Here is a 17,393-nt window from a genome sequence, read left to right as displayed (position 1 = left end):
AGCGCTACGGGCGGGAAGTGAATGTGCCACGTTGCTTGCATGAGGCGCTGGGGCGCCCCATGCAACACGTAATTGGGACATAGCCTTTTTTTATGACCAGAGTGGATGACCGTGGCAGGGAACAGACAGGCGGTGGTGCCTGCCTGTCCGGACTGACTGGCGAGCCCTGGCTCAATTAAAGTTGAGCCAAAGCACCAAAAAACCACCTTGAAGGCCTCTCATGGGGCCTTTTTGTCATTTCAGTCGTGATTTTGCTCACATTTTGTGGTGTTGTCTCACCAGTCGGGCATAATGCCCGCGCAAAAAGCGGATTTGCTCAATTTTATTTGAGTCCGCTTTGAATATCCTTACCCAACGTTGACCGGATGACCCCATGACCGAGGTAGCTCCCTTGCGCGACGCCAGCACACTGACCGATGAAGAGCGCCATCTGATTGCCAGCTTCGAGCCTGCGGTGGCGGCGCTGTCCGCCCTGTTTGGCCCGGGTTGCGAGGTGGTGCTGCACGCCTTTGACAGCCTGCATGCCTCCGTCATCAAGATTGCCAACGGCCACATCACCGGCCGCCAGGAGGGAGCGCCGGTCACCGATTTTGCGCTCGACAAGTTGCACAGTGCCGCCGGCAGCCAGTGGAGCAGCTATTTTTCCCGCACCCGGGAGGGCACCCTGCTGAAGTCCTCGTCCATCACCATCAGCAACCGCGAGGGCAAACCCATCGGCATGCTGTGCGTGAATTTCAGCCTGGACACGCCCCTTGGCAGCCTGCTCGACACCTTTGCCCCGCCCGCAGTGCCCCCTGCCCACGGCACCGAAACCTTCGCCAGCTCGGTGGATGATCTGGTGGCGCAGGTGATCGCCAAGGTGGACAGGGATCCCGGGCTGGGCAGCAACGTGCGCAACAAGGCGATCGTGCACCGGCTCTACGACATGGGCATCTTCGAGATCAAGGATGCCGCCCAACTGGTGGCCGAACTGCTCGGTATCTCCCGCCATACCGTTTACCTGCATATCCGCAATCACAAGGCGGAACTGGCCGAACAACAATGACGAGCCCGCATGCGGGCGACATGAACATGAGACACATCGCAATGAACGCACAATGGACCGACTTTATTACCCTGCTCAAGCGTGAAGTGGTGCCGGCCCTCGGCTGCACCGAGCCCATGTCGGTCGCCCTGGCGGCGGCCAACTGCCGCAAGCTGCTGGGCCAGGTACCGACCCGCACCCGCGTCTGGGTCAGCGGCAATCTGTTCAAGAACGGCATGGGGGTCGGGGTGCCCGGCACCGGCATGATCGGCCTGCCGGTGGCCGCTGCCGTCGGCATCACCGGTGGCAACCCGGATGCCGGGCTGGAGGTGCTCAAGAGCCTCACGCCGGATCAGGTCGAGGCGGCCAAGGGGCTGCTGCCCACCATAGAGGTGGATGTGAAGGATGTGCCCGACGTGCTCTACGCCGAGGTGCTGGCCGAAGTGGAGGGGCACAGCGCCCGGGTGGTGATCTGTACCGACCATACCCGCATCGTGCTGATGGAGAAGGATGGCGAGGTGCTGATGGTGCAGGACAGTGCCCCCGGGGTGCAGATCCAGCCAGCCAAGGCCGGCAAGCCCGCCATGACCCTGAAGGAGATCGTGGCCTTCGCCCTGGAGGTGCCGCTGGCCGAGATCGACTTCATCCGCGAGGCGGCCACCATGAACCAGGCGCTGGCGGACGAAGGGCTGCAGGGCTATGGCCTGCGCATCGGCAAGATCCTCACCGACCAGGTTGAACGCAAGCTGCTTTCCGACGATCTGATGACCCTGGCCATGCGCCTGTCGTCTGCAGCCTCCGATGCGCGGATGGATGGCGCCATGCTGCCCGCCATGTCCAATTCCGGTTCCGGCAACCAGGGCATTGCCGCCACCATGCCGGTGGTCGCCGCGGCCCGCTTCCTCAAGGCCGATGACGAGCAGCTAGCCCGTGCCCTGGTGATGAGCCACCTGGTGGCCATCTACATCAAAGCCTACCAGAACAAGCTCTCCGCCCTGTGTGCCGCCAGTACCGCCGCCATGGGATCGGGGGCCGCCATCACCTGGCTGCTGGGGGGCCAGTTCGAGCAGATCAGCCACTGCATCAACAACATGATTGGGGATGTTTCCGGCATCATCTGCGACGGCGCCGGCAGCGCCTGCTCCATGAAGGTCTCCACCTCCACCTCGGCGGCGGTGAAATCCTCGCTGATGGCCATCAACAATCTGCGCGTGCCCCAGAGCGAGGGGATCGTCTCGGACGATGTGGACCAGACCATCGCTAACCTGGGCCGCCTCTCCAGGGAGGGGATGCTGGATACCGACATCGAGATCATCAACATCATGCGGGCCAAGCAGCAGGGTAAGCACCAGTGACCCCGGAGTGCCGCCGTCGGCCATAAAAAAACCGGAGCCAGTGGCTCCGGTTTTTCATTGTCCGTTCGCTACTCAGCCGCGACCGAGACGGTTGTCCGGGTAGTTCTTGGCCAACACTTCGCGGGCATGCTGGGCCAGGGTCGGCATCTTCAGGGTGTCATAGGCGTTGACCATGATTTCCAGTGCCTTCTCGGTTTCCACCGTGTCGGGATAGGTCTCGACGATCAGCTTGGCGCGGTTGGCGGCGGCGATCAGGGCGTCACGCTTGACGTAGTACTCGGCTACCCCCAGGTCATAGCGGGCAAGACGGTTCTTCAGGCCGATCATGCGGGCACGGGCATCGGCTGCATAGCTGCTGTTGGGGTAGTTCTGCAGCAGGGTCTTGAAGTCCTGGAAGGCCTGACGGGCGTAGGAGGGGTCCTTGTCATCCCGATTGATGCCGAGGAAATCCTGGAAGAAGTTGTAATCCGCCGCCATGTTGGTCAGGCCGCGCATATAGAAGACGTAATCGATGTTCTTGTGCGCCGGGTTCAGGCGGATAAAACGGTCGATGTTGGCGATCGCCTGGGCGGTATCATCCTGCTTGTAGTAGGCATAGATGAGATCGAGCTGAACCTGGTTGGAGTAGGCACCGAACGGGTAACGAGAGTCCAGCGCTTCCAGCAGTTCGATGGCATTGAGGTAGTTGCCGGTATCCAGTTTGATGCGGGCTTTCTGGTACAGAACTTCCGGCGGTTCGTCGGGAACCTTGGGTTTGGTGCTGGAACAGCCAGTGATCAGAGTAGCGACCAAGGCGAGCGACATCAGCAGGTGAGACTTCTTTCCCATCAACAACATCCGGTCCATTTCCACGAAATTGGCAAAGTATCCGTTATGCTTGGCTAAAAGAAAAGCTAGAATACCCGGATTATTTCGAATTGATACCCCCGCTCAAGAGACCATACATGAGCCAGCATATTGAACTGACAGGCGAATTTCAGGATCACCAATTCGGGCAACGACTCGACCAGGCCCTGGCCGAATTGTTTCCCGACTACTCCCGGACCCGCATCAAGGAGTGGATTTTACAGGACAGAGTGACCCTGGACGGTCAGGTTGCCAATACCCCGCGCGAGAAAGTGGTGGCCGGGCAGCAGGTACATGTGAATGTGGAACTGGCAGACGACACCCGCTGGGATGCCCAGAACATAGAGCTGAACATCGTTTATGAAGATGAACACATCCTGGTGATCGACAAGCCGGCCGGCCTGGTGGTTCACCCGGGCGCCGGTACGCCGGACGGCACCGTGCTCAACGCCCTGCTGCACCGCTACCCCGGCATCGCCGAGGTCCCCCGTGCCGGTATCGTGCACCGTCTGGACAAAGACACCACGGGGTTGATGGTGGTGGCCAAGACCATTCCCGCCCAGACCCACCTGGCGGAAGCCCTGCAGGCACGCCAGATCACTCGTGAGTACGAGGCGATTGCCATCGGTCACATGACCGCCGGCGGCACCGTCGATGCCCCCATCGGTCGTCACCCGACCCAGCGTACCCACATGGCCGTAGTGCCCAACGGGCGCGAGTCCGTCACCCACTACCGGGTGCACGAGAAGTTCCGTGGTCACACCCGTCTGCGGTTGCGGCTGGAGACCGGCCGTACGCACCAGATCCGTGTCCACATGGCCCACATCAAGCATCCGCTGGTGGGGGATCCCGCCTACGGCGGTCGTCTGCGTCTGCTGCGCAACGCCACCCCCGAACTGACCGAGGCCCTGCGAGGTTTCCACCGTCAGGCGCTGCACGCCACCATGCTGAAGCTGGCGCACCCCATCACGGGTGAAGTGATGGAGTGGCACTCCCCCACGCCGCAGGACATGGTGGCGCTGATGGAAGTGCTGCGGGCGGATACCCTGGCCAATCCTGACGATCTGGTCTGGAACTGATCCCGAGGGCGGCCTTGCGACGATTCCTGCCGTAACCTGCCCTCCATGATCTGATGCGGGGCCCCTTGACTGGTTGCAGCCAAGGGGCCCCGTTTTCATATGAACGAAAGGAGCCACAGATGAACTGGATCACACCCGACTGGCCCGCGCCGGGCAATGTCAGGGCTCTCTCGACCACCCGGGACGGCGGCACCAGCGAAGGGGTCTTTGCCGGTCTGAACCTCGGGGCCCATGTGGGCGATGCACCGGCCAGGGTCGAGGTCAACCGCGCCCGACTGCAACAGGTGGCGGGGATCCCCGGCACTCTCAACTGGCTCAACCAGGTACATGGCATCGCCGTCCATCCGGTGAGCGACCATTATGAGCGCGCACCGGATGCCGATGCCGCCTGTACGCATGAGGCGGGGCAGGCCTGCATTGTGATGACCGCCGACTGCCTGCCGGTGCTGTTCTGCGATCGGGCAGGCACCGTAGTGGCGGCGGCCCATGCCGGTTGGCGCGGATTGCTGGGGGGCGTATTGGAGGCAAGCATCGCCACCATGGGCTGCGAGCCTGGCGAGATCCTGGCCTGGTTGGGCCCGGCCATCGGTCCCGCCGCGTTCGAAGTGGGTGGCGAAGTGCGTGAGGCCTTCATGACGGAGCAGGCGGAAGCGGCGACTGCATTCGTGCCATCCCTCAACGAAGGGAAATGGCTGGCGGATATCTACCAGCTGGCCCGACTGCGCCTCGCCCGCGCCGGCGTCACCGCCATCTATGGCGGCGAATACTGCACCTTCAGCGACAGCGAGCGCTTCTACTCCTATCGCCGCGACGGGCAGACGGGTCGCATGGCCTCCCTTGTGTGGCTGGAAAAATAGCCGAAGAGGCGCTCGCGAGTGGCCGCAAGTGCCTCTTCACTCCCTGGTGATGGGCCTCCGGCGGCCATGTCTTGCTGCCGAGCAGGCTCAGGGGGCAGGCTGCCATTGCGAGGTCGTTTTCCCTCGGTCACCGCTATTGAGGAAAAAATAAACAGCCACCCCTTGAAATTGCCCTTCAAGACCACATCTTCCTTGTCAGAAAGCGATGTTGTTGCCGCGCATGCGGCGTCTGTCTTGAAGGGGGAGTGCAATGCGCCTCGATCGCCTGACCAGCAAATTCCAGATTGCCATTTCCGATGCCCAGTCTCTTGCACTGGGTCGTGACCACCAATTCATCGAACCCGTCCATCTGATGAGCGCCTTGCTCAATCAGGACGGCGGATCCATTCGTCCGCTGCTCACCCTGACCGGGCTCGACATCAATACCCTGCGCTCGCGCCTCGGCGAGGAGCTGGATCGCCTGCCCCGCGTCAGTGGGGTGGAAGGGGACGTACAGCTCTCCAACGGCCTCGGCCGCCTGCTCAACGTCTGCGACAAGCTGGCCCAGCAGCGCAAGGATCAGTTCATCTCGTCCGAGCTGTTCGTGCTGGCGGCCCTGGACGAGAAGGGGACGCTGGGCGAGCTGCTGCGTGCCCAGGGGCTGACCAAGGAAAAACTCGAGGCAGCCATCGACAAGGTCCGTGGCGGCAAGAAGGTGGAGGATGCCAACGCCGAGGAGAATCGCCAGGCGCTGGAGAAGTACACCATCGATCTCACCGAGCGGGCCGAACTCGGCAAGCTCGACCCGGTGATCGGCCGGGATGACGAAATTCGCCGCACCATCCAGGTGCTACAACGCCGCACCAAGAACAACCCGGTGCTGATCGGCGCACCCGGCGTCGGCAAGACCGCCATCGTCGAGGGGCTGGCCCAGCGCATCATCAATGGCGAAGTGCCGGAAGGGCTCAAGAACAAGCGGGTGCTCTCCCTGGACATGGGGGCCCTGGTGGCCGGAGCCAAGTATCGCGGCGAGTTCGAGGAGCGGCTCAAAGCGGTTCTGAACGATCTGGCCAAGGAGGAGGGCAGCGTCATCCTCTTCGTGGACGAGCTGCACACCATGGTCGGTGCCGGCAAGGGCGAGGGTGCCATGGATGCGGGCAACATGCTCAAGCCCGCCCTGGCCCGCGGCGAGCTGCACTGCGTCGGGGCCACCACCCTCGATGAGTACAGGCAGTACGTGGAGAAGGATGCCGCGCTGGAGCGCCGTTTCCAGAAGGTGCTGGTGGAGGAGCCCTCGGTGGAGGACACCATCGCCATCCTGCGTGGCCTGAAGGAGCGCTACGAGCTGCACCACCATGTGCAGATCACCGACCCCGCCATCGTCGCGGCGGCCCAGCTCTCCCACCGCTACATCGCGGATCGCCAGCTGCCTGACAAGGCCATCGACCTCATCGACGAGGCGGCGGCCAGCATCCGGCTCCAGATCGACTCCAAGCCGGAATCCCTGGACCGGCTCGAGCGGCGCATCATCCAGCTCAAGCTGGAGCAGCAGGCGCTGATGAAGGAGGACGATGACGCCAGCCGCAAGCGCCTCGATCTGCTCAATCAGGAGCTGACGGAAAAAGAGCGGGAATACAACGAGCTGGAAGAGGTGTGGAAGGCCGAGAAGGCTGCCCTCGCCGGGACTCAGCACATCAAGGCGGCACTGGAGCAGGCCCGTCAGGATCTCGAGGTGGCGCGCCGCGCAGGGGACTTGGGCCGCATGTCCGAGTTGCAGTACGGCCGCATCCCGGAGCTGGAGAAACAGCTGGATCTCGCCACCCAGGCCGAGATGCAGGAGACCAGCCTGCTGCGTAACCGGGTCACCGACGTGGAGATCGCCGACGTCCTGGCCCGCTGGACTGGCATTCCGGTGGCCCGCATGCTGGAAGGGGAACGGGAGAAGCTGCTGCGGATGGAGGATCAGCTGCACAGCCGGGTGATCGGCCAGGAAGAGGCGGTGGACGCCGTCTCCAACGCCATTCGTCGCTCTCGTGCCGGGCTGTCCGACCCGAACCGCCCCATCGGCTCCTTCCTCTTCCTCGGCCCCACCGGGGTGGGCAAGACCGAGCTGTGCAAGGCGCTGGCGGAGTTCCTGTTCGATACCCAGGACGCCATGGTGCGGATCGACATGTCCGAGTTCATGGAGAAACACAGCGTGGCCCGTCTGGTGGGGGCGCCTCCGGGATACGTGGGTTATGAAGAAGGCGGTTATCTGACCGAGGCGGTGCGTCGTCGCCCCTACTCGGTGATCCTGCTGGACGAGGTGGAGAAGGCCCACCCGGACGTGTTCAACATCCTGTTGCAGGTGCTGGACGATGGCCGCCTGACCGACGGTCAGGGGCGTACCGTGGACTTCCGCAACACCGTGGTGATCATGACCTCCAACCTCGGTTCGGATCTCATTCAGGAGCACCACTCCGAGAAGGATTACGACGAGATGAAGGCCATGCTGATGGAGGTGCTGACCCGCAGCTTCCGGCCGGAGTTCATCAACCGGATCGACGAGACCGTGGTGTTCCACCCCCTCGGTGAGGAGCACATCAAGTCCATCGCCCGTATCCAGCTCAAGAGCCTGATGAGCCGTCTGGAGTCCCAGGGCTTCGAGGTGGAGGTGAGCGAGGAGCTGCTGACCAAGCTGGTTCACGCCGGGTTCGATCCCGTCTACGGGGCGCGCCCCCTCAAGCGGGCGATCCAGCAGAAGGTGGAGAACCCGCTGGCCCAGGCCCTGCTCAGCGGTCGGGTCATCCCGGGCAAGACACTGCGGCTGGGGGCCGACAGCAACGGCCTCACCATGACCCAGTAATGGGATTGTCGATGAAAAACGCAGGCCTCGTGCCTGCGTTTTGTTTTCTGAGGGATTGAGATGCTGAAGTTTTCCGTGCTGGTGGATGACGACGTTCATCTGTCTGGCTGTCTGCCCGAGCGAGGGTTGGCGCTGCTGCTGGAGTGTGACGGCCTCAGGGTGCTGTTCGACAGCGGCCGTGGCCGGGCGCTGTGCCACAACGCCGCCGTGATGGGGATCGATCTCGCCTCTCTCACCCATGTGGTGCTCTCTCACGGTCATTACGACCATGTGGGCGGGGTCGGCTCGCTGCCCGCCTATCCAAGACCCATCCCGCTCATCGCCTGTCCGGACGTGTTCTGCGAGCGGGGCTACTTCCTGTCGCTGCCCTTCTGGCGGCGCAACCTCTATCGCCTGTCGGGGGCGCTGGATCGGGAGTCGCTGTCGGCCAGAGGCTTGCTTCCCCACTGCTCGTCCGAGCCGATGTGGCTCTCGGATCGTCTGGTGTTCCTCGGCAGCATTGTGCGACGCGACCGGGCTGCGCCTTCGCTACTCGGCTACATAGTGCGGGGTGGGCGGGTGGAGAAAGACCTTATCAGCGACGACTCGGCGCTGGCCTACAAGAGCGAGCAGGGGTTCATCGTCTTTATCGGCTGCGGTCACGCCGGGGTCGAGAACATCATCGAGTGGGCCAAGGAGGTGTGTGGCGACGAGCGGATCCACGCCGTCATCGGCGGCCTGCACCTGAAGTTTTCCGGCCCGCAGCGGGCGGTGGCGCTCGGAGCCTATCTGCAGGAAGAGGCGGTGGAGCGGTTGTTTGCCTGCCACTGCACCGGCAGCAGAAAGGCGGGGCTGCCGCGCCAGCACCAGATCGGGGCGGGTTTTGAGCACAGTTTTTCGGCGTAAAAAAAACGGCAATCCGAGGATTGCCGAGAGGAATGTATTCGATGCGATCTGACGTGGGTTGAGCGGATCGCAGGGGCAAGCCCCGGGGTCGGCAGGCACAGTCAGCGACCATACCCGCCTTACAGTCAGCCGGGATACGCTCTCCACCCCGGCTGACCAGCTTCTCTCTTGCATCTACTCTCGCGCCGCGAGACCAGATGCAATCAAATCAATCTCTTACAGCATACCTGGGATGCTGGCTTTCATCTCCGCCGGCCAGACGCCGACTTGGACCTGACCGATGTGCTCCTTTTGCAGCAGCAGCATGGCGAGGCGGGATTGGCCGATGCCACCGCCGATGGTTTGCGGCATGCGTGCTGCCAGCAGATCCTGATGCCAGTCGTATTGCAGGCGATCCTCGTCCCCGGTGATGGCGAGCTGGCGGCGCAGGGCCTCTGCGTCCACCCGGATCCCCATGGAGGAGATCTCGAAGCTGTCTTCCAGCACCGGGTTCCACACCAGGATGTCACCGTTCAGACCCGCCAGCCCGAGCTCGCTCTCGCTGCTCCAGTCGTCGTAGTCCGGGGCACGGACGTCGTGGCGTTCGCCGTGGGAGAGGGCGCCACCGATGCCGATGAGGAAGACCGCCCCCAGCTCTTTGGCGATGGCGCGCTCGCGTCCCTTGGCATCGAGGTCCGGGTAGCGGGTCAGCAGCTCTTCACTGTGCAGGAACTGAATATCCGCCGGCAGGAAGGGGGTCAGGTCGTGCTCGGCACAGACCGCGCGCTCGGTGGCCTTGATGGCGGCCCAGATGCCGCGCACCGTCTCCTGCAGATAGGCCAGATCCCGGCGCTCGCCCGGCATCACCTTCTCCCAGTCCCACTGGTCGACGTAGACGGAGTGAATGGGGCTGAGACGATCCTCGTCCGGACGCAGTGCCTTCATGTGGGTGTAGATGCCTTCACCCGGGCCGAAACCGAAGCGGCCTAGGGTCTGGCGCTTCCACTTGGCCAGGGAGTGGACCACCTCATAGCTGTGCTCCGGCAGGGTTTTCACCTTGACCTGCACTGCATGCTCGCAGCCGGAGAGGTTGTCCTGGGTGCCGTCACCGACCCGGCTCAGAATGGGGGCTTGTACCTCCATCAGGCCGAGTTGCAGTGCGAGTTGGCGGGAGAACATCTCTTTGACGAAGCTGATCTGCTGTTGGCTGCGGATGTAGTGCTGTTTCATGCTGAATTACCTGTCGTGAATCCGTTGAATGCGGTGATTCTTCAACAGAATGCCAACTAAATTCAATATTCGATAATTGAAATAGGTTTTGTGTGTTTTTTTCTTCAAAATAAGCCATCAATTAATGATGAATCATTAAAAGGAGGGCAAAAAAGTGTCAGAAAATTATCGGATCGATAATCTCGATCAGGCCATCCTCACCGCCCTGATGGAGAATGCGCGCCTGCCTTACGCCGAGCTGGCCAAACAACTGCTGGTGAGCCCGGGCACCATCCACGTGCGGGTAGAGAAGATGAAGCAGGCGGGCATCATCGAGGGAACGCGGGTGCAGGTGAACCCCAAGAAGCTGGGCTACGACGTCTGCTGCTTCATCGGGATCAACCTCAAGAGCGCCAAGGATTACCCGTCGGCCCTGGCCAAGCTGCAGGCGCTGGACGAGGTGGTGGAGGCCTACTACACCACCGGCCACTACAGCATCTTCATGAAGGTGATGACCCGCTCCATCGACGAGTTGCAGACGGTACTGATCCACAAGATCCAGACCATCGACGAGATCCAGTCCACCGAGACGCTGATTTCGCTGCAAAACCCGATCCTGCGGGATGTGAAGCCTTGAGTCGGGTGGTCTGAGGGGGGCGTAGAGATCCCTCTCCCGTGATAGACCCTGTTCGCGCAGCAGAACTCGACCCTGTGGGCAATGACACCCTGACCGGTGGGTCAGGGTTCGATATAGGGGATGCCATATTTGTCGTAGAGGGCCTTGAGCCGGCCGTCCCGCTTCATGTGCAGCAATTCGGCATCATAGGCGGCCATCAGGGCCGGGGTGTCGGCATCGGCCCGGGAACGGGTCCAGGCATTGAAGTAGGGGCTGGTCTTGAGGGGTTTTGGCAGGTAGTCGAGCTTGCCTTCCAGTCCCTCCTCTCTTATCTGGGTGAAGGCGGTGACCAGGGACATGGGCACCACGTCGATACGACCGGCAATGAGTTTTCGCAGTTGCAGCTGGTTGATGGGGATCTCCTGGAAGTGATAGCTCGGGTCTGTCATGGCTGCCGCGAGCTCGGGGGTATAGGAGAAATCCCGGGTGACACCGATACGCCAGGGTTTGAGATCCGTCAGATGGTCATAGTGGATCAGGCCTGCGGACTCCTTGCGTATGAAGAAGTGCCAGCTATGGAGCATATGGGCCTGTTTGGGGTAGAGCAGATAGGCCTCCCGCTCCGGTTTGTAGGAGTGGGCCAGCAGCAGATCATAGAAGCCGCTTTCGGCATTGCGGGTGAGCCTGGCTCCCGAATCGATGAGCTCAATCCTGATGGGGGTATGGAGCGTGCCGAAGATGGCGGTGACGAGATCCACATCCAGCCCGCGAGGGTGTCCTTGTGCATCCAGCCACTTGAGAGGGGGCTCCTGGATGCCACCAATGACCAACTCCCTAGCTGACAGCCAGCAGGGCAGCAGAAAGCAGAATACGAGCAAGCGTCGCACGTTACATCTCCTGAGCACTCGGGACGGGGTCGCATCCGGCAGGGACTGTGACCGGCACCTATCTAACTAGAGACGACCACGGATGGCAAACCCTGAAATGGGGAGGGGACAAACGAACGGTGCCGGTGGGAGGAGGGCGGCGCTGCCTCGACAGGCCGCCCCGTGGCAGAGTCGGGCGGGATGGACCAGCCACTCGCCGGCTGTGGGCGGGAGGGTAGTCGGCATGAAACGTGTGCGAGGTGGCCTGACTCAGGTTGCCTGACACTGTTTCATCTGGGTGTTGAGGGCCTGCATCACCTGACGACGGCTGATGATGCCCGTCACCTTGCCTCCCTCCATTACCGGATAGACCTTGGGTCTGGCCCCGGCCATCTGGCGGGCGAGATCAACGATGTTGTCATCAGGAGAGACGAACAGCGGGGTCCGGCTCATCAGATCTTCGACCAGAGTACGGGTGTCGCAGTGATAGCTGCCCGTGAGCAGGGCGGGAATGCAATCCTGCTCGGAGAGAAATCCGACGAGGTGCTGATGGTCATCCAGTACCGGCAGGCCCCCCAGGTTTGCCCGATGGAGTCTGTCCAGCGCCTCGGCCAGACCGAGGCCGGGGTGCAGTGAGTGGGTCAATGGCTGCATATGATCGCGAATTTGTAGCATGATGGTGGCTCCATGGGGGTCGATGGGACCACTATGCCCGGTGGCCATGACAGGGGGCCAATGGGTTTTGCCTCGGACATCGATAGGTCATGGCCGATGAATGGGCCCTCCGTGCGATCCTGAATGGATCGGGGAGGGCGACAACCACAAGGAGAGGGTATGCGTGCATTGGTAACGGGCTGTGGCCGTCGCCTGGGATTCTATCTGTGCGAACAGCTGGTGGCCGCTGGCTGGCAGGTGACGGGCAGCTATCGCAGCGAACGGCCCGAGCTGGATCGTCTGCGAGACGTGGGCGTCGAGCTGGTACAGGCGGACTTCACCCGGGAAGAGGAGGTGGGCGCCGTGGTGACGGCGCTGGCGGCCCATGAGGATCTTGCCCTGATCATCCACAATGCCTCCGCCTTCGAGCCCCAGGCGGCGGATCCTGCGGTGCAGCTGGCCCAGTTTGATCAGTTCTACCGGGTACACATGGCGGCTCCCTTCCAGCTCAACCGGGCGCTGGCGCCCGCCCTTGCCCGCCAGCCCAACGGGGGCATCATCCACATCACCGATATCTACATCCATGCCCCGGCGCCCCAGTTTGCCGCCTACGTGGCCACCAAGGCGGGAGCCCATTCCCTGGCCATGAGCTTTGCCCGCGAACTGGCACCCGCCGTGCGGGTCAACACCATAGAGCCTGGCCCCATCCTGTTTCTCGACGAGCACGGGGATGACTGGCGCCAGCAGGTGCTGGCGAAGACGCCGCTGGCGCGGGAAGGGGGTCTGGAGCCCATCTGGCAGGCGGTACAGATGCTGATGAAGAACGACTACATGACCGGGGCCAGCATCCGGGTGGACGGGGGGCGCGCCCTCGCCGTCATCTAGGGCAAGGCGGGCCGCCATGACATGAGGCGCCTTTGGGCGCCTCATGCGTGTGAACGGCTCCAGGGTGCCGGATGGCGGCGTGCCGGGAAGGGGGGCCGGGGTGGCCGTTGCCGGGAAGCAGGGCCTCGTCTTGTTGGCAGAGATGGATGGGGGCCTGGCCGATGCGCTGCTTCGCAAACACCTTGCTGCCCGGCAGGCCGAGGGTCACCTTGCCGGAGTCCACACTGCCGCCCTGATACATCTCCGCCAGCAGATCCCCCAGGTAGGCATCCACCCCGGCCTCGGCGAAGTCATCCCGTTCGCCGCAGGCCAGTATGTCGATGTCCAGTGGCCTGTCCGCCACCTTGCACAGGGGGTTGTTGCGATCCCGACCATGGGCCAGCTCCATGGTGACAAACTCGGCCTTGAGCTGGACGGGAGAGAGGTCGCTCTGGACGACGAACAGGCAGTTGAGGAAGTCGTGGCGCGAATGCATGCCCACGGGCTTGGTCTGGATGACGGAACTCAGGTGAAGGCGACCAAAGCGGGCCAGCAATTCGGCGACGACCTGACTGACGTGCAGGGCGGGGTCGAGATTGGATCCAATGCTACAGAGGTAAAACATGCTTTCCATTCCTTGGGTTGGGCTCGTCTGAAATATATACGCAGCTCACGGTTATGGGATTCACTATGAATTAACATGTCGTTATCTGTTGTGATCCAACGCTGATTGGCAGAAAGGAGGTTTGCATGAGCGTAGAAATGAAATGGGCACTGTTGGCCGCATCAGGGGCCCTTGCCATGATCATTGTCATCTGTGTGGCGTCCGTCGGCCTGGCGTGAATCCGGCCTCGGTGAGCAATCAAACCGGCTTTATGGCCGGTTTTGCTTTTTGGGGCAGTGCGGATATGCTGGCTCCCCCATGACGAATCGAGACCGCAGAAGATGACCAAGGTTCGGCCCCGCTCCCTGCTCCAGGTAGTACTGATGGGCTTCGTGCTGGTGCTGATGCCCCTGGGGGGCATGATCTGGCACGACAGTCAGGCTCTCTCCCACCTGGGCCAGCTCACCAGCGACGAGATGGAACGTGCGGTGCGGGACACTCGCCGGGCGACGCTGCTATCCACCCAGGCCATCGATCTGGAGCGCGCCCTGCGCCGCTATGCGGTCCTGGGTGATGACCGCATCCTGGCCAGTTATCGGCAGCAGCTGGTGCGCTACCGGGAACTGCTCGCGACCCATCAGGACTCCATCCCGGATGCCGAGGTCTACGGAGATCTCGAGGTGGCGCTGGTCTGGCTCGACGGCCTGCAGGATCTGCGCAAGGCCAGGCAGGAGGCGACCAGCCCCCGTTTCACCAATTTCAACGAACTGAACCAGCAACTGGAGGTGGTCACCCGCAGCCAGGTGGATGATCACGTGACCCGCATGCGGGGCGCCATCGTGGAGCTGAAACAGCAGATCTGGTGGGTCAGCGGCTTCGTGGTCGGGCTCAGCCTGCTGTTGGTACTGCTCTTTACCTACCTCATCATCCACCCGGTACGTCAGATTGAGTCGCGGATCCTGAGTCTGGGCGCAGGCGTCGAGCCGGATCAGCGCCCGGTGGATGGCCCGGCCGAACTGGTGCTGCTGGGGGAGCGGATCAGCTGGCTGCACGACAAGCTCAAGGAGCTGGAACAGCAGAAATACCAGTTCCTGCGCCACGTATCCCACGAGCTGAAAACCCCCCTTGCCGTGCTGCGGGAGGGGGCTGATCTGCTCTCGGAGCAGCTGGTGGGGCCCCTCAACGGGGATCAGCAGGAGATCTGCCAGATGCTGGAGGAGAACAGCCGCCGTCTGCAGACCCTGATCGAGCGGCTGCTCGACTTCAATCGCCTCAGCCAGCAGGAGGTGTTCACCCTGTCCGAGGTGCCCCTGGCGCCCTTGTTGTCAGACTTGTCCGAAGAGTACCGGCTCGCGCTGGAATCCAAGCAAATCAGTGTACACTTGCCGCCCGAGCCCATCAGCCTGCGGGCAGAGCCCTACCGCCTGCGACTCATCCTCGACAATCTCTTTTCCAACGCGGTCAGCTATGGCGCCAGGGGCGGACAGATCTGGATCCGCGCCGGGGCGGGAGCGGGCGGCGGCTGGCTGGAGGTGGCCAACGAAGGGCCTGTCATCCCGCCAGACGAGCGGGAGCGCATCTTCGAGCCCTTTGAACAGGGCAGCATAGTGCGCCAGGGATTGCTGAAAGGCTCCGGCATGGGCCTCTCCATTGCCCGGGAGTCTGCCATGAGTCTGGGCGGCGAGCTCAGGCTGATCGAGGATGCCCAGGCGGATGTCTGTTTCCGGCTGGATTTGAACGTGCGCCCGAGCTGACGGGCGTGGCGGCGACCCCGCAGGTGCGGGTGGCGCCTTGACACCGAATATTGAGAGGAGCGGGCAGGTGCCTGTTCCCCACCAGGATCTGAAGTGACATTCAAGATGAAACGATTTGTGATTCCCGTATTGATGATAGGCCTGCTCGCTGGCTGTTCCCTGCTGCCTTCTACCAGCCTCACCGAGCCTTCCCAGGAGGCGATCGCCAGGCGGATGGAGTTTGCCAACAAGGAGATGCAGGTGCGCCTGCAATACTCGGACTGGCTGCTGGCCAGCCATCCCCAGCAGCGGATGCAGGAGCGCCAGCGACTGGCCGGCGCCACCGACCTCGAGAGCCGGGTCAGCCTGGCCATGGTCAACACCCACCCGTCCGAATCGGTGGCCAGCCGCCGGGCCGGGCTGGATCAGCTGAAGGCTCTGTTGCCGGAGCTCGGTCTCGATGCCCAGGCCTTCCTGCGCAGCTGGATCGCCCTCGGGGAGGAGCTGCTGGTGCGAGACAGCCGCCGCGACGATCAGAGTCAGGAGGTGAAGCGTCTGCGCCAGCAGATAGAGCAGCTCTCCGCCATCGACGAGCAGCTCAACCAGCGTAAGCTCAATGGGGGAGGTCAGCCATGACAGCTCCGGACCGCGCCGCAATGATCGCGTTTTTCGCCAAGAGGAGGTGAGAGCATGAGCCGTATTCTGCTGGTGGACGATGATGCCAGCCTGCTCAAGCTGATGAGCATGCGCCTGCGCAGCCAGGGTTACGAGGTGGATACCGCCGACAGCGCCGAAGGAGCGCTGGACAGGCTGCGCCAGCAGCGGGCCGACCTGGTGCTGAGCGATCTGCGCATGGGGGGCATGGACGGGCTGGCGCTGTTCGAGCGGATCCAGTCCCAGTGGCTCGGCATGCCGGTGATCATCATGACCGCCCACGGCACCATTCCCGACGCCATCCAGGCGACCCGCTCCGGGGTGTTCAGCTTCCTCACCAAGCCCATCGACAAGGACGAGCTGCTGGTCACCATAGAACATGCTCTCAGCCTGACCCGTCCGAAGCAGCAGCAGGAGTGGCAGTCCCTCATCCAGACCCGCAACCCGCAGATGGAGCAGTTGCTGATCCAGGCGAGCAGCATCGCCACCATGGACGTGCCCGTGCTGATCCTGGGCCCCTCCGGCGCCGGCAAGGGGGTGATGACCCAGGCGCTGCACCAGGCCAGCCACCGCCGCGACAAGCCGCTGCATACCATCAACTGTGCGGCTCTGCCCTGGCCCGCGCTGGACTTGCAGCTGTTTGGCGAGGATGGCCAGTCCGGCCTGTTTGCCGAGGCCAAAGGCGGCACCCTCTTCCTCGACGAGATAGGGGATCTGTCGGAGTCACTCCAGGCCAAGTTGCTCCAGGTGCTGGCGGAGTATGGTCAGGGTACCCCCGAGGTGCGGGTCATCAGCTCCAGCCATCAGGATCTGGTGACCGCCATGGAAGAGGGGCGTTTTCGCGAGGATCTCTTCTACCGCCTCAACGTGGCCAACATCACTCTGCCGCCGCTGAGCGCCCGCAGCGAGGACATCCCCCTGCTGGCCCGTCAGGCGCTGGACGATTACCGCAACCGTCACCCCGATTGCGCCGCCCTCGGCTTCTCGCCGGAGGCGCTGGCCCTGCTGGCCGCCGCGGCCTGGCCGGGCAACGTGCGCCAGCTCTGCGGGGTGGTGGAGCAGCTCGCGAGCCTCTGCTGCAGCCCGGTGATCGGCGCGGCCATGGTGGAGTCGGCCCTGAGTGGCGGCGGTGGCGGCATTCCCTCGTTCAACGAGGCGCGGGCCGAGTTTGAAAAGGAGTACCTGATCCGGCTGCTGCGCACCACGGAAGGCAATGTGACCCTGGCGGCCAACATGGCGGGGAGAAACCGCACCGACTTCTACAAGCTGCTGAATCGGCACGGCATCGAGGCGGCCAACTTCAAGTCGAAGGGATAAATGACAGAGGGGCGGCCCGTCGATGAC

The 17,393-nt window shown here is 62.8% G+C and carries 17 protein-coding genes; 12 read left to right on the top strand and 5 right to left on the bottom strand.

The genetic code is table 11. The features are described 5' to 3' along the window. Positions 1–373 precede the first annotated feature (373 nt). Both AB5Y54_RS01135 and AB5Y54_RS01130 read left to right on the top strand, forming a co-directional pair. Positions 374–1,045, top strand: coding sequence for a transcriptional regulator (locus tag AB5Y54_RS01135; RefSeq protein WP_010675994.1), 672 nt, complete (start codon positions 374–376; stop codon positions 1,043–1,045). A gap of 26 nt (positions 1,046–1,071) precedes the next feature. Then, positions 1,072–2,379, top strand: a complete 1,308-nt coding sequence (locus tag AB5Y54_RS01130) for a serine dehydratase subunit alpha family protein (RefSeq protein ID WP_049636093.1) — start codon at positions 1,072–1,074, stop codon at positions 2,377–2,379. Between the two features lie 72 nt (positions 2,380–2,451). Here AB5Y54_RS01130 and AB5Y54_RS01125 read toward each other — a convergent pair whose 3' ends face one another. Continuing rightward, positions 2,452–3,207 carry an outer membrane protein assembly factor BamD gene (locus AB5Y54_RS01125; RefSeq protein WP_039039695.1) on the bottom strand — a complete coding sequence of 252 codons (756 nt, stop codon included), beginning with the start codon at positions 3,205–3,207 and terminating at the stop codon, positions 2,452–2,454. Positions 3,208–3,323: 116 nt separating this feature from the next. Here AB5Y54_RS01125 and rluD point away from each other — a divergent pair, with 116 nt between their 5' ends. The 4 genes from rluD to AB5Y54_RS01105 all read left to right on the top strand — a co-directional run bounded on the left by rluD (position 3,324) and on the right by AB5Y54_RS01105 (position 8,870). Further along, positions 3,324–4,304: a 23S rRNA pseudouridine(1911/1915/1917) synthase RluD gene (gene rluD, locus AB5Y54_RS01120; protein WP_053288034.1), complete on the top strand. Its 981-nt coding sequence runs from the start codon at positions 3,324–3,326 to the stop codon at positions 4,302–4,304. Positions 4,305–4,423: 119 nt separating this feature from the next. Continuing rightward, positions 4,424–5,161: a peptidoglycan editing factor PgeF gene (pgeF, locus tag AB5Y54_RS01115; RefSeq protein WP_368153123.1), complete on the top strand. Its 738-nt coding sequence runs from the start codon at positions 4,424–4,426 to the stop codon at positions 5,159–5,161. Positions 5,162–5,411: 250 nt separating this feature from the next. Then, on the top strand, positions 5,412–7,985 hold the full coding sequence (gene clpB, locus AB5Y54_RS01110; protein WP_039039623.1) for an ATP-dependent chaperone ClpB: 2,574 nt from the start codon (positions 5,412–5,414) through the stop codon (positions 7,983–7,985). 60 nt (positions 7,986–8,045) lie between these two features. Beyond that, positions 8,046–8,870, top strand: a complete 825-nt coding sequence (locus AB5Y54_RS01105) for an MBL fold metallo-hydrolase (protein ID WP_202040582.1) — start codon at positions 8,046–8,048, stop codon at positions 8,868–8,870. A 216-nt stretch (positions 8,871–9,086) separates the two neighbouring features. Here AB5Y54_RS01105 and asnA read toward each other — a convergent pair whose 3' ends face one another. Further along, positions 9,087–10,079: an aspartate--ammonia ligase gene (gene asnA, locus AB5Y54_RS01100; RefSeq protein WP_198497237.1), complete on the bottom strand. Its 993-nt coding sequence runs from the start codon at positions 10,077–10,079 to the stop codon at positions 9,087–9,089. A 154-nt stretch (positions 10,080–10,233) separates the two neighbouring features. Between asnA and asnC the strand changes: the two genes are divergently transcribed. Then, complete coding sequence (gene asnC / locus AB5Y54_RS01095; RefSeq protein WP_010675986.1) at positions 10,234–10,695, top strand: transcriptional regulator AsnC; 462 nt, start codon at positions 10,234–10,236, stop codon at positions 10,693–10,695. A 101-nt stretch (positions 10,696–10,796) separates the two neighbouring features. On the opposite strand, the gene AB5Y54_RS01090 is transcribed toward asnC, so the two are convergent. Together AB5Y54_RS01090 and AB5Y54_RS01085 are read right to left on the bottom strand one after the other, a co-directional pair. Then, the gene (locus tag AB5Y54_RS01090; protein ID WP_043153932.1) at positions 10,797–11,561 is read right to left on the bottom strand and encodes an ABC transporter substrate-binding protein; all 765 of its coding nucleotides are present in this window, start codon (positions 11,559–11,561) and stop codon (positions 10,797–10,799) included. A gap of 249 nt (positions 11,562–11,810) precedes the next feature. Further along, complete coding sequence (locus tag AB5Y54_RS01085) at positions 11,811–12,215, bottom strand: CBS domain-containing protein (protein WP_029314862.1); 405 nt, start codon at positions 12,213–12,215, stop codon at positions 11,811–11,813. A 159-nt stretch (positions 12,216–12,374) separates the two neighbouring features. Here AB5Y54_RS01085 and AB5Y54_RS01080 point away from each other — a divergent pair, with 159 nt between their 5' ends. Beyond that, positions 12,375–13,079, top strand: a complete 705-nt coding sequence (locus tag AB5Y54_RS01080) for an SDR family oxidoreductase (RefSeq protein WP_039039618.1) — start codon at positions 12,375–12,377, stop codon at positions 13,077–13,079. On the opposite strand, the gene folK is transcribed toward AB5Y54_RS01080, so the two are convergent. Next, positions 13,072–13,683, bottom strand: a complete 612-nt coding sequence (folK, locus tag AB5Y54_RS01075) for a 2-amino-4-hydroxy-6-hydroxymethyldihydropteridine diphosphokinase (protein WP_234922625.1) — start codon at positions 13,681–13,683, stop codon at positions 13,072–13,074. The two genes, AB5Y54_RS01080 and folK, sit on opposite strands and share 8 nt — an antisense overlap. Positions 13,684–13,808: 125 nt before the next feature. Here folK and AB5Y54_RS01070 point away from each other — a divergent pair, with 125 nt between their 5' ends. The 4 genes from AB5Y54_RS01070 to AB5Y54_RS01055 all read left to right on the top strand — a co-directional run bounded on the left by AB5Y54_RS01070 (position 13,809) and on the right by AB5Y54_RS01055 (position 17,366). Then, the gene (locus AB5Y54_RS01070; RefSeq protein WP_010675981.1) at positions 13,809–13,901 is read left to right on the top strand and encodes a YnhF family membrane protein; all 93 of its coding nucleotides are present in this window, start codon (positions 13,809–13,811) and stop codon (positions 13,899–13,901) included. 102 nt (positions 13,902–14,003) lie between these two features. Further along, on the top strand, positions 14,004–15,416 hold the full coding sequence (locus tag AB5Y54_RS01065; RefSeq protein ID WP_368153122.1) for a sensor histidine kinase: 1,413 nt from the start codon (positions 14,004–14,006) through the stop codon (positions 15,414–15,416). A 105-nt stretch (positions 15,417–15,521) separates the two neighbouring features. After that, positions 15,522–16,031, top strand: a complete 510-nt coding sequence (locus AB5Y54_RS01060) for a hypothetical protein (RefSeq protein WP_039039694.1) — start codon at positions 15,522–15,524, stop codon at positions 16,029–16,031. A gap of 54 nt (positions 16,032–16,085) precedes the next feature. Further along, entirely contained in the window at positions 16,086–17,366 is a 1,281-nt protein-coding gene (locus tag AB5Y54_RS01055; protein ID WP_010675978.1) for a sigma 54-interacting transcriptional regulator, read from the top strand. Positions 17,367–17,393: the final 27 nt, after the last annotated feature.

This window comes from Aeromonas sp. s9 (assembly GCF_040907765.1).
Classification (GTDB): domain Bacteria; phylum Pseudomonadota; class Gammaproteobacteria; order Enterobacterales; family Aeromonadaceae; genus Aeromonas; species Aeromonas caviae.
The sequence above is the reverse complement of the archived record's forward strand: the minus strand, read 5'-3'. Positions and strand labels throughout refer to the sequence as shown.

Coding starts and splice junctions, on each gene's coding strand:
- AB5Y54_RS01105 (WP_202040582.1), top strand. CDS start 8,046: ATGCTGAAGTTTTCCGTGCTGGTGGATGACGACGTTCATCTGTCTGGC.
- AB5Y54_RS01080 (WP_039039618.1), top strand. CDS start 12,375: ATGCGTGCATTGGTAACGGGCTGTGGCCGTCGCCTGGGATTCTATCTG.
- AB5Y54_RS01125 (WP_039039695.1), bottom strand. CDS start 3,207: ATGGGAAAGAAGTCTCACCTGCTGATGTCGCTCGCCTTGGTCGCTACT.
- AB5Y54_RS01135 (WP_010675994.1), top strand. CDS start 374: ATGACCGAGGTAGCTCCCTTGCGCGACGCCAGCACACTGACCGATGAA.
- AB5Y54_RS01070 (WP_010675981.1), top strand. CDS start 13,809: ATGAGCGTAGAAATGAAATGGGCACTGTTGGCCGCATCAGGGGCCCTT.
- folK (WP_234922625.1), bottom strand. CDS start 13,683: ATGTTTTACCTCTGTAGCATTGGATCCAATCTCGACCCCGCCCTGCAC.
- asnA (WP_198497237.1), bottom strand. CDS start 10,079: ATGAAACAGCACTACATCCGCAGCCAACAGCAGATCAGCTTCGTCAAA.
- AB5Y54_RS01085 (WP_029314862.1), bottom strand. CDS start 12,215: ATGCTACAAATTCGCGATCATATGCAGCCATTGACCCACTCACTGCAC.
- AB5Y54_RS01060 (WP_039039694.1), top strand. CDS start 15,522: ATGAAACGATTTGTGATTCCCGTATTGATGATAGGCCTGCTCGCTGGC.
- pgeF (WP_368153123.1), top strand. CDS start 4,424: ATGAACTGGATCACACCCGACTGGCCCGCGCCGGGCAATGTCAGGGCT.
- AB5Y54_RS01055 (WP_010675978.1), top strand. CDS start 16,086: ATGAGCCGTATTCTGCTGGTGGACGATGATGCCAGCCTGCTCAAGCTG.
- clpB (WP_039039623.1), top strand. CDS start 5,412: ATGCGCCTCGATCGCCTGACCAGCAAATTCCAGATTGCCATTTCCGAT.
- AB5Y54_RS01130 (WP_049636093.1), top strand. CDS start 1,072: ATGAGACACATCGCAATGAACGCACAATGGACCGACTTTATTACCCTG.
- AB5Y54_RS01065 (WP_368153122.1), top strand. CDS start 14,004: ATGACCAAGGTTCGGCCCCGCTCCCTGCTCCAGGTAGTACTGATGGGC.
- rluD (WP_053288034.1), top strand. CDS start 3,324: ATGAGCCAGCATATTGAACTGACAGGCGAATTTCAGGATCACCAATTC.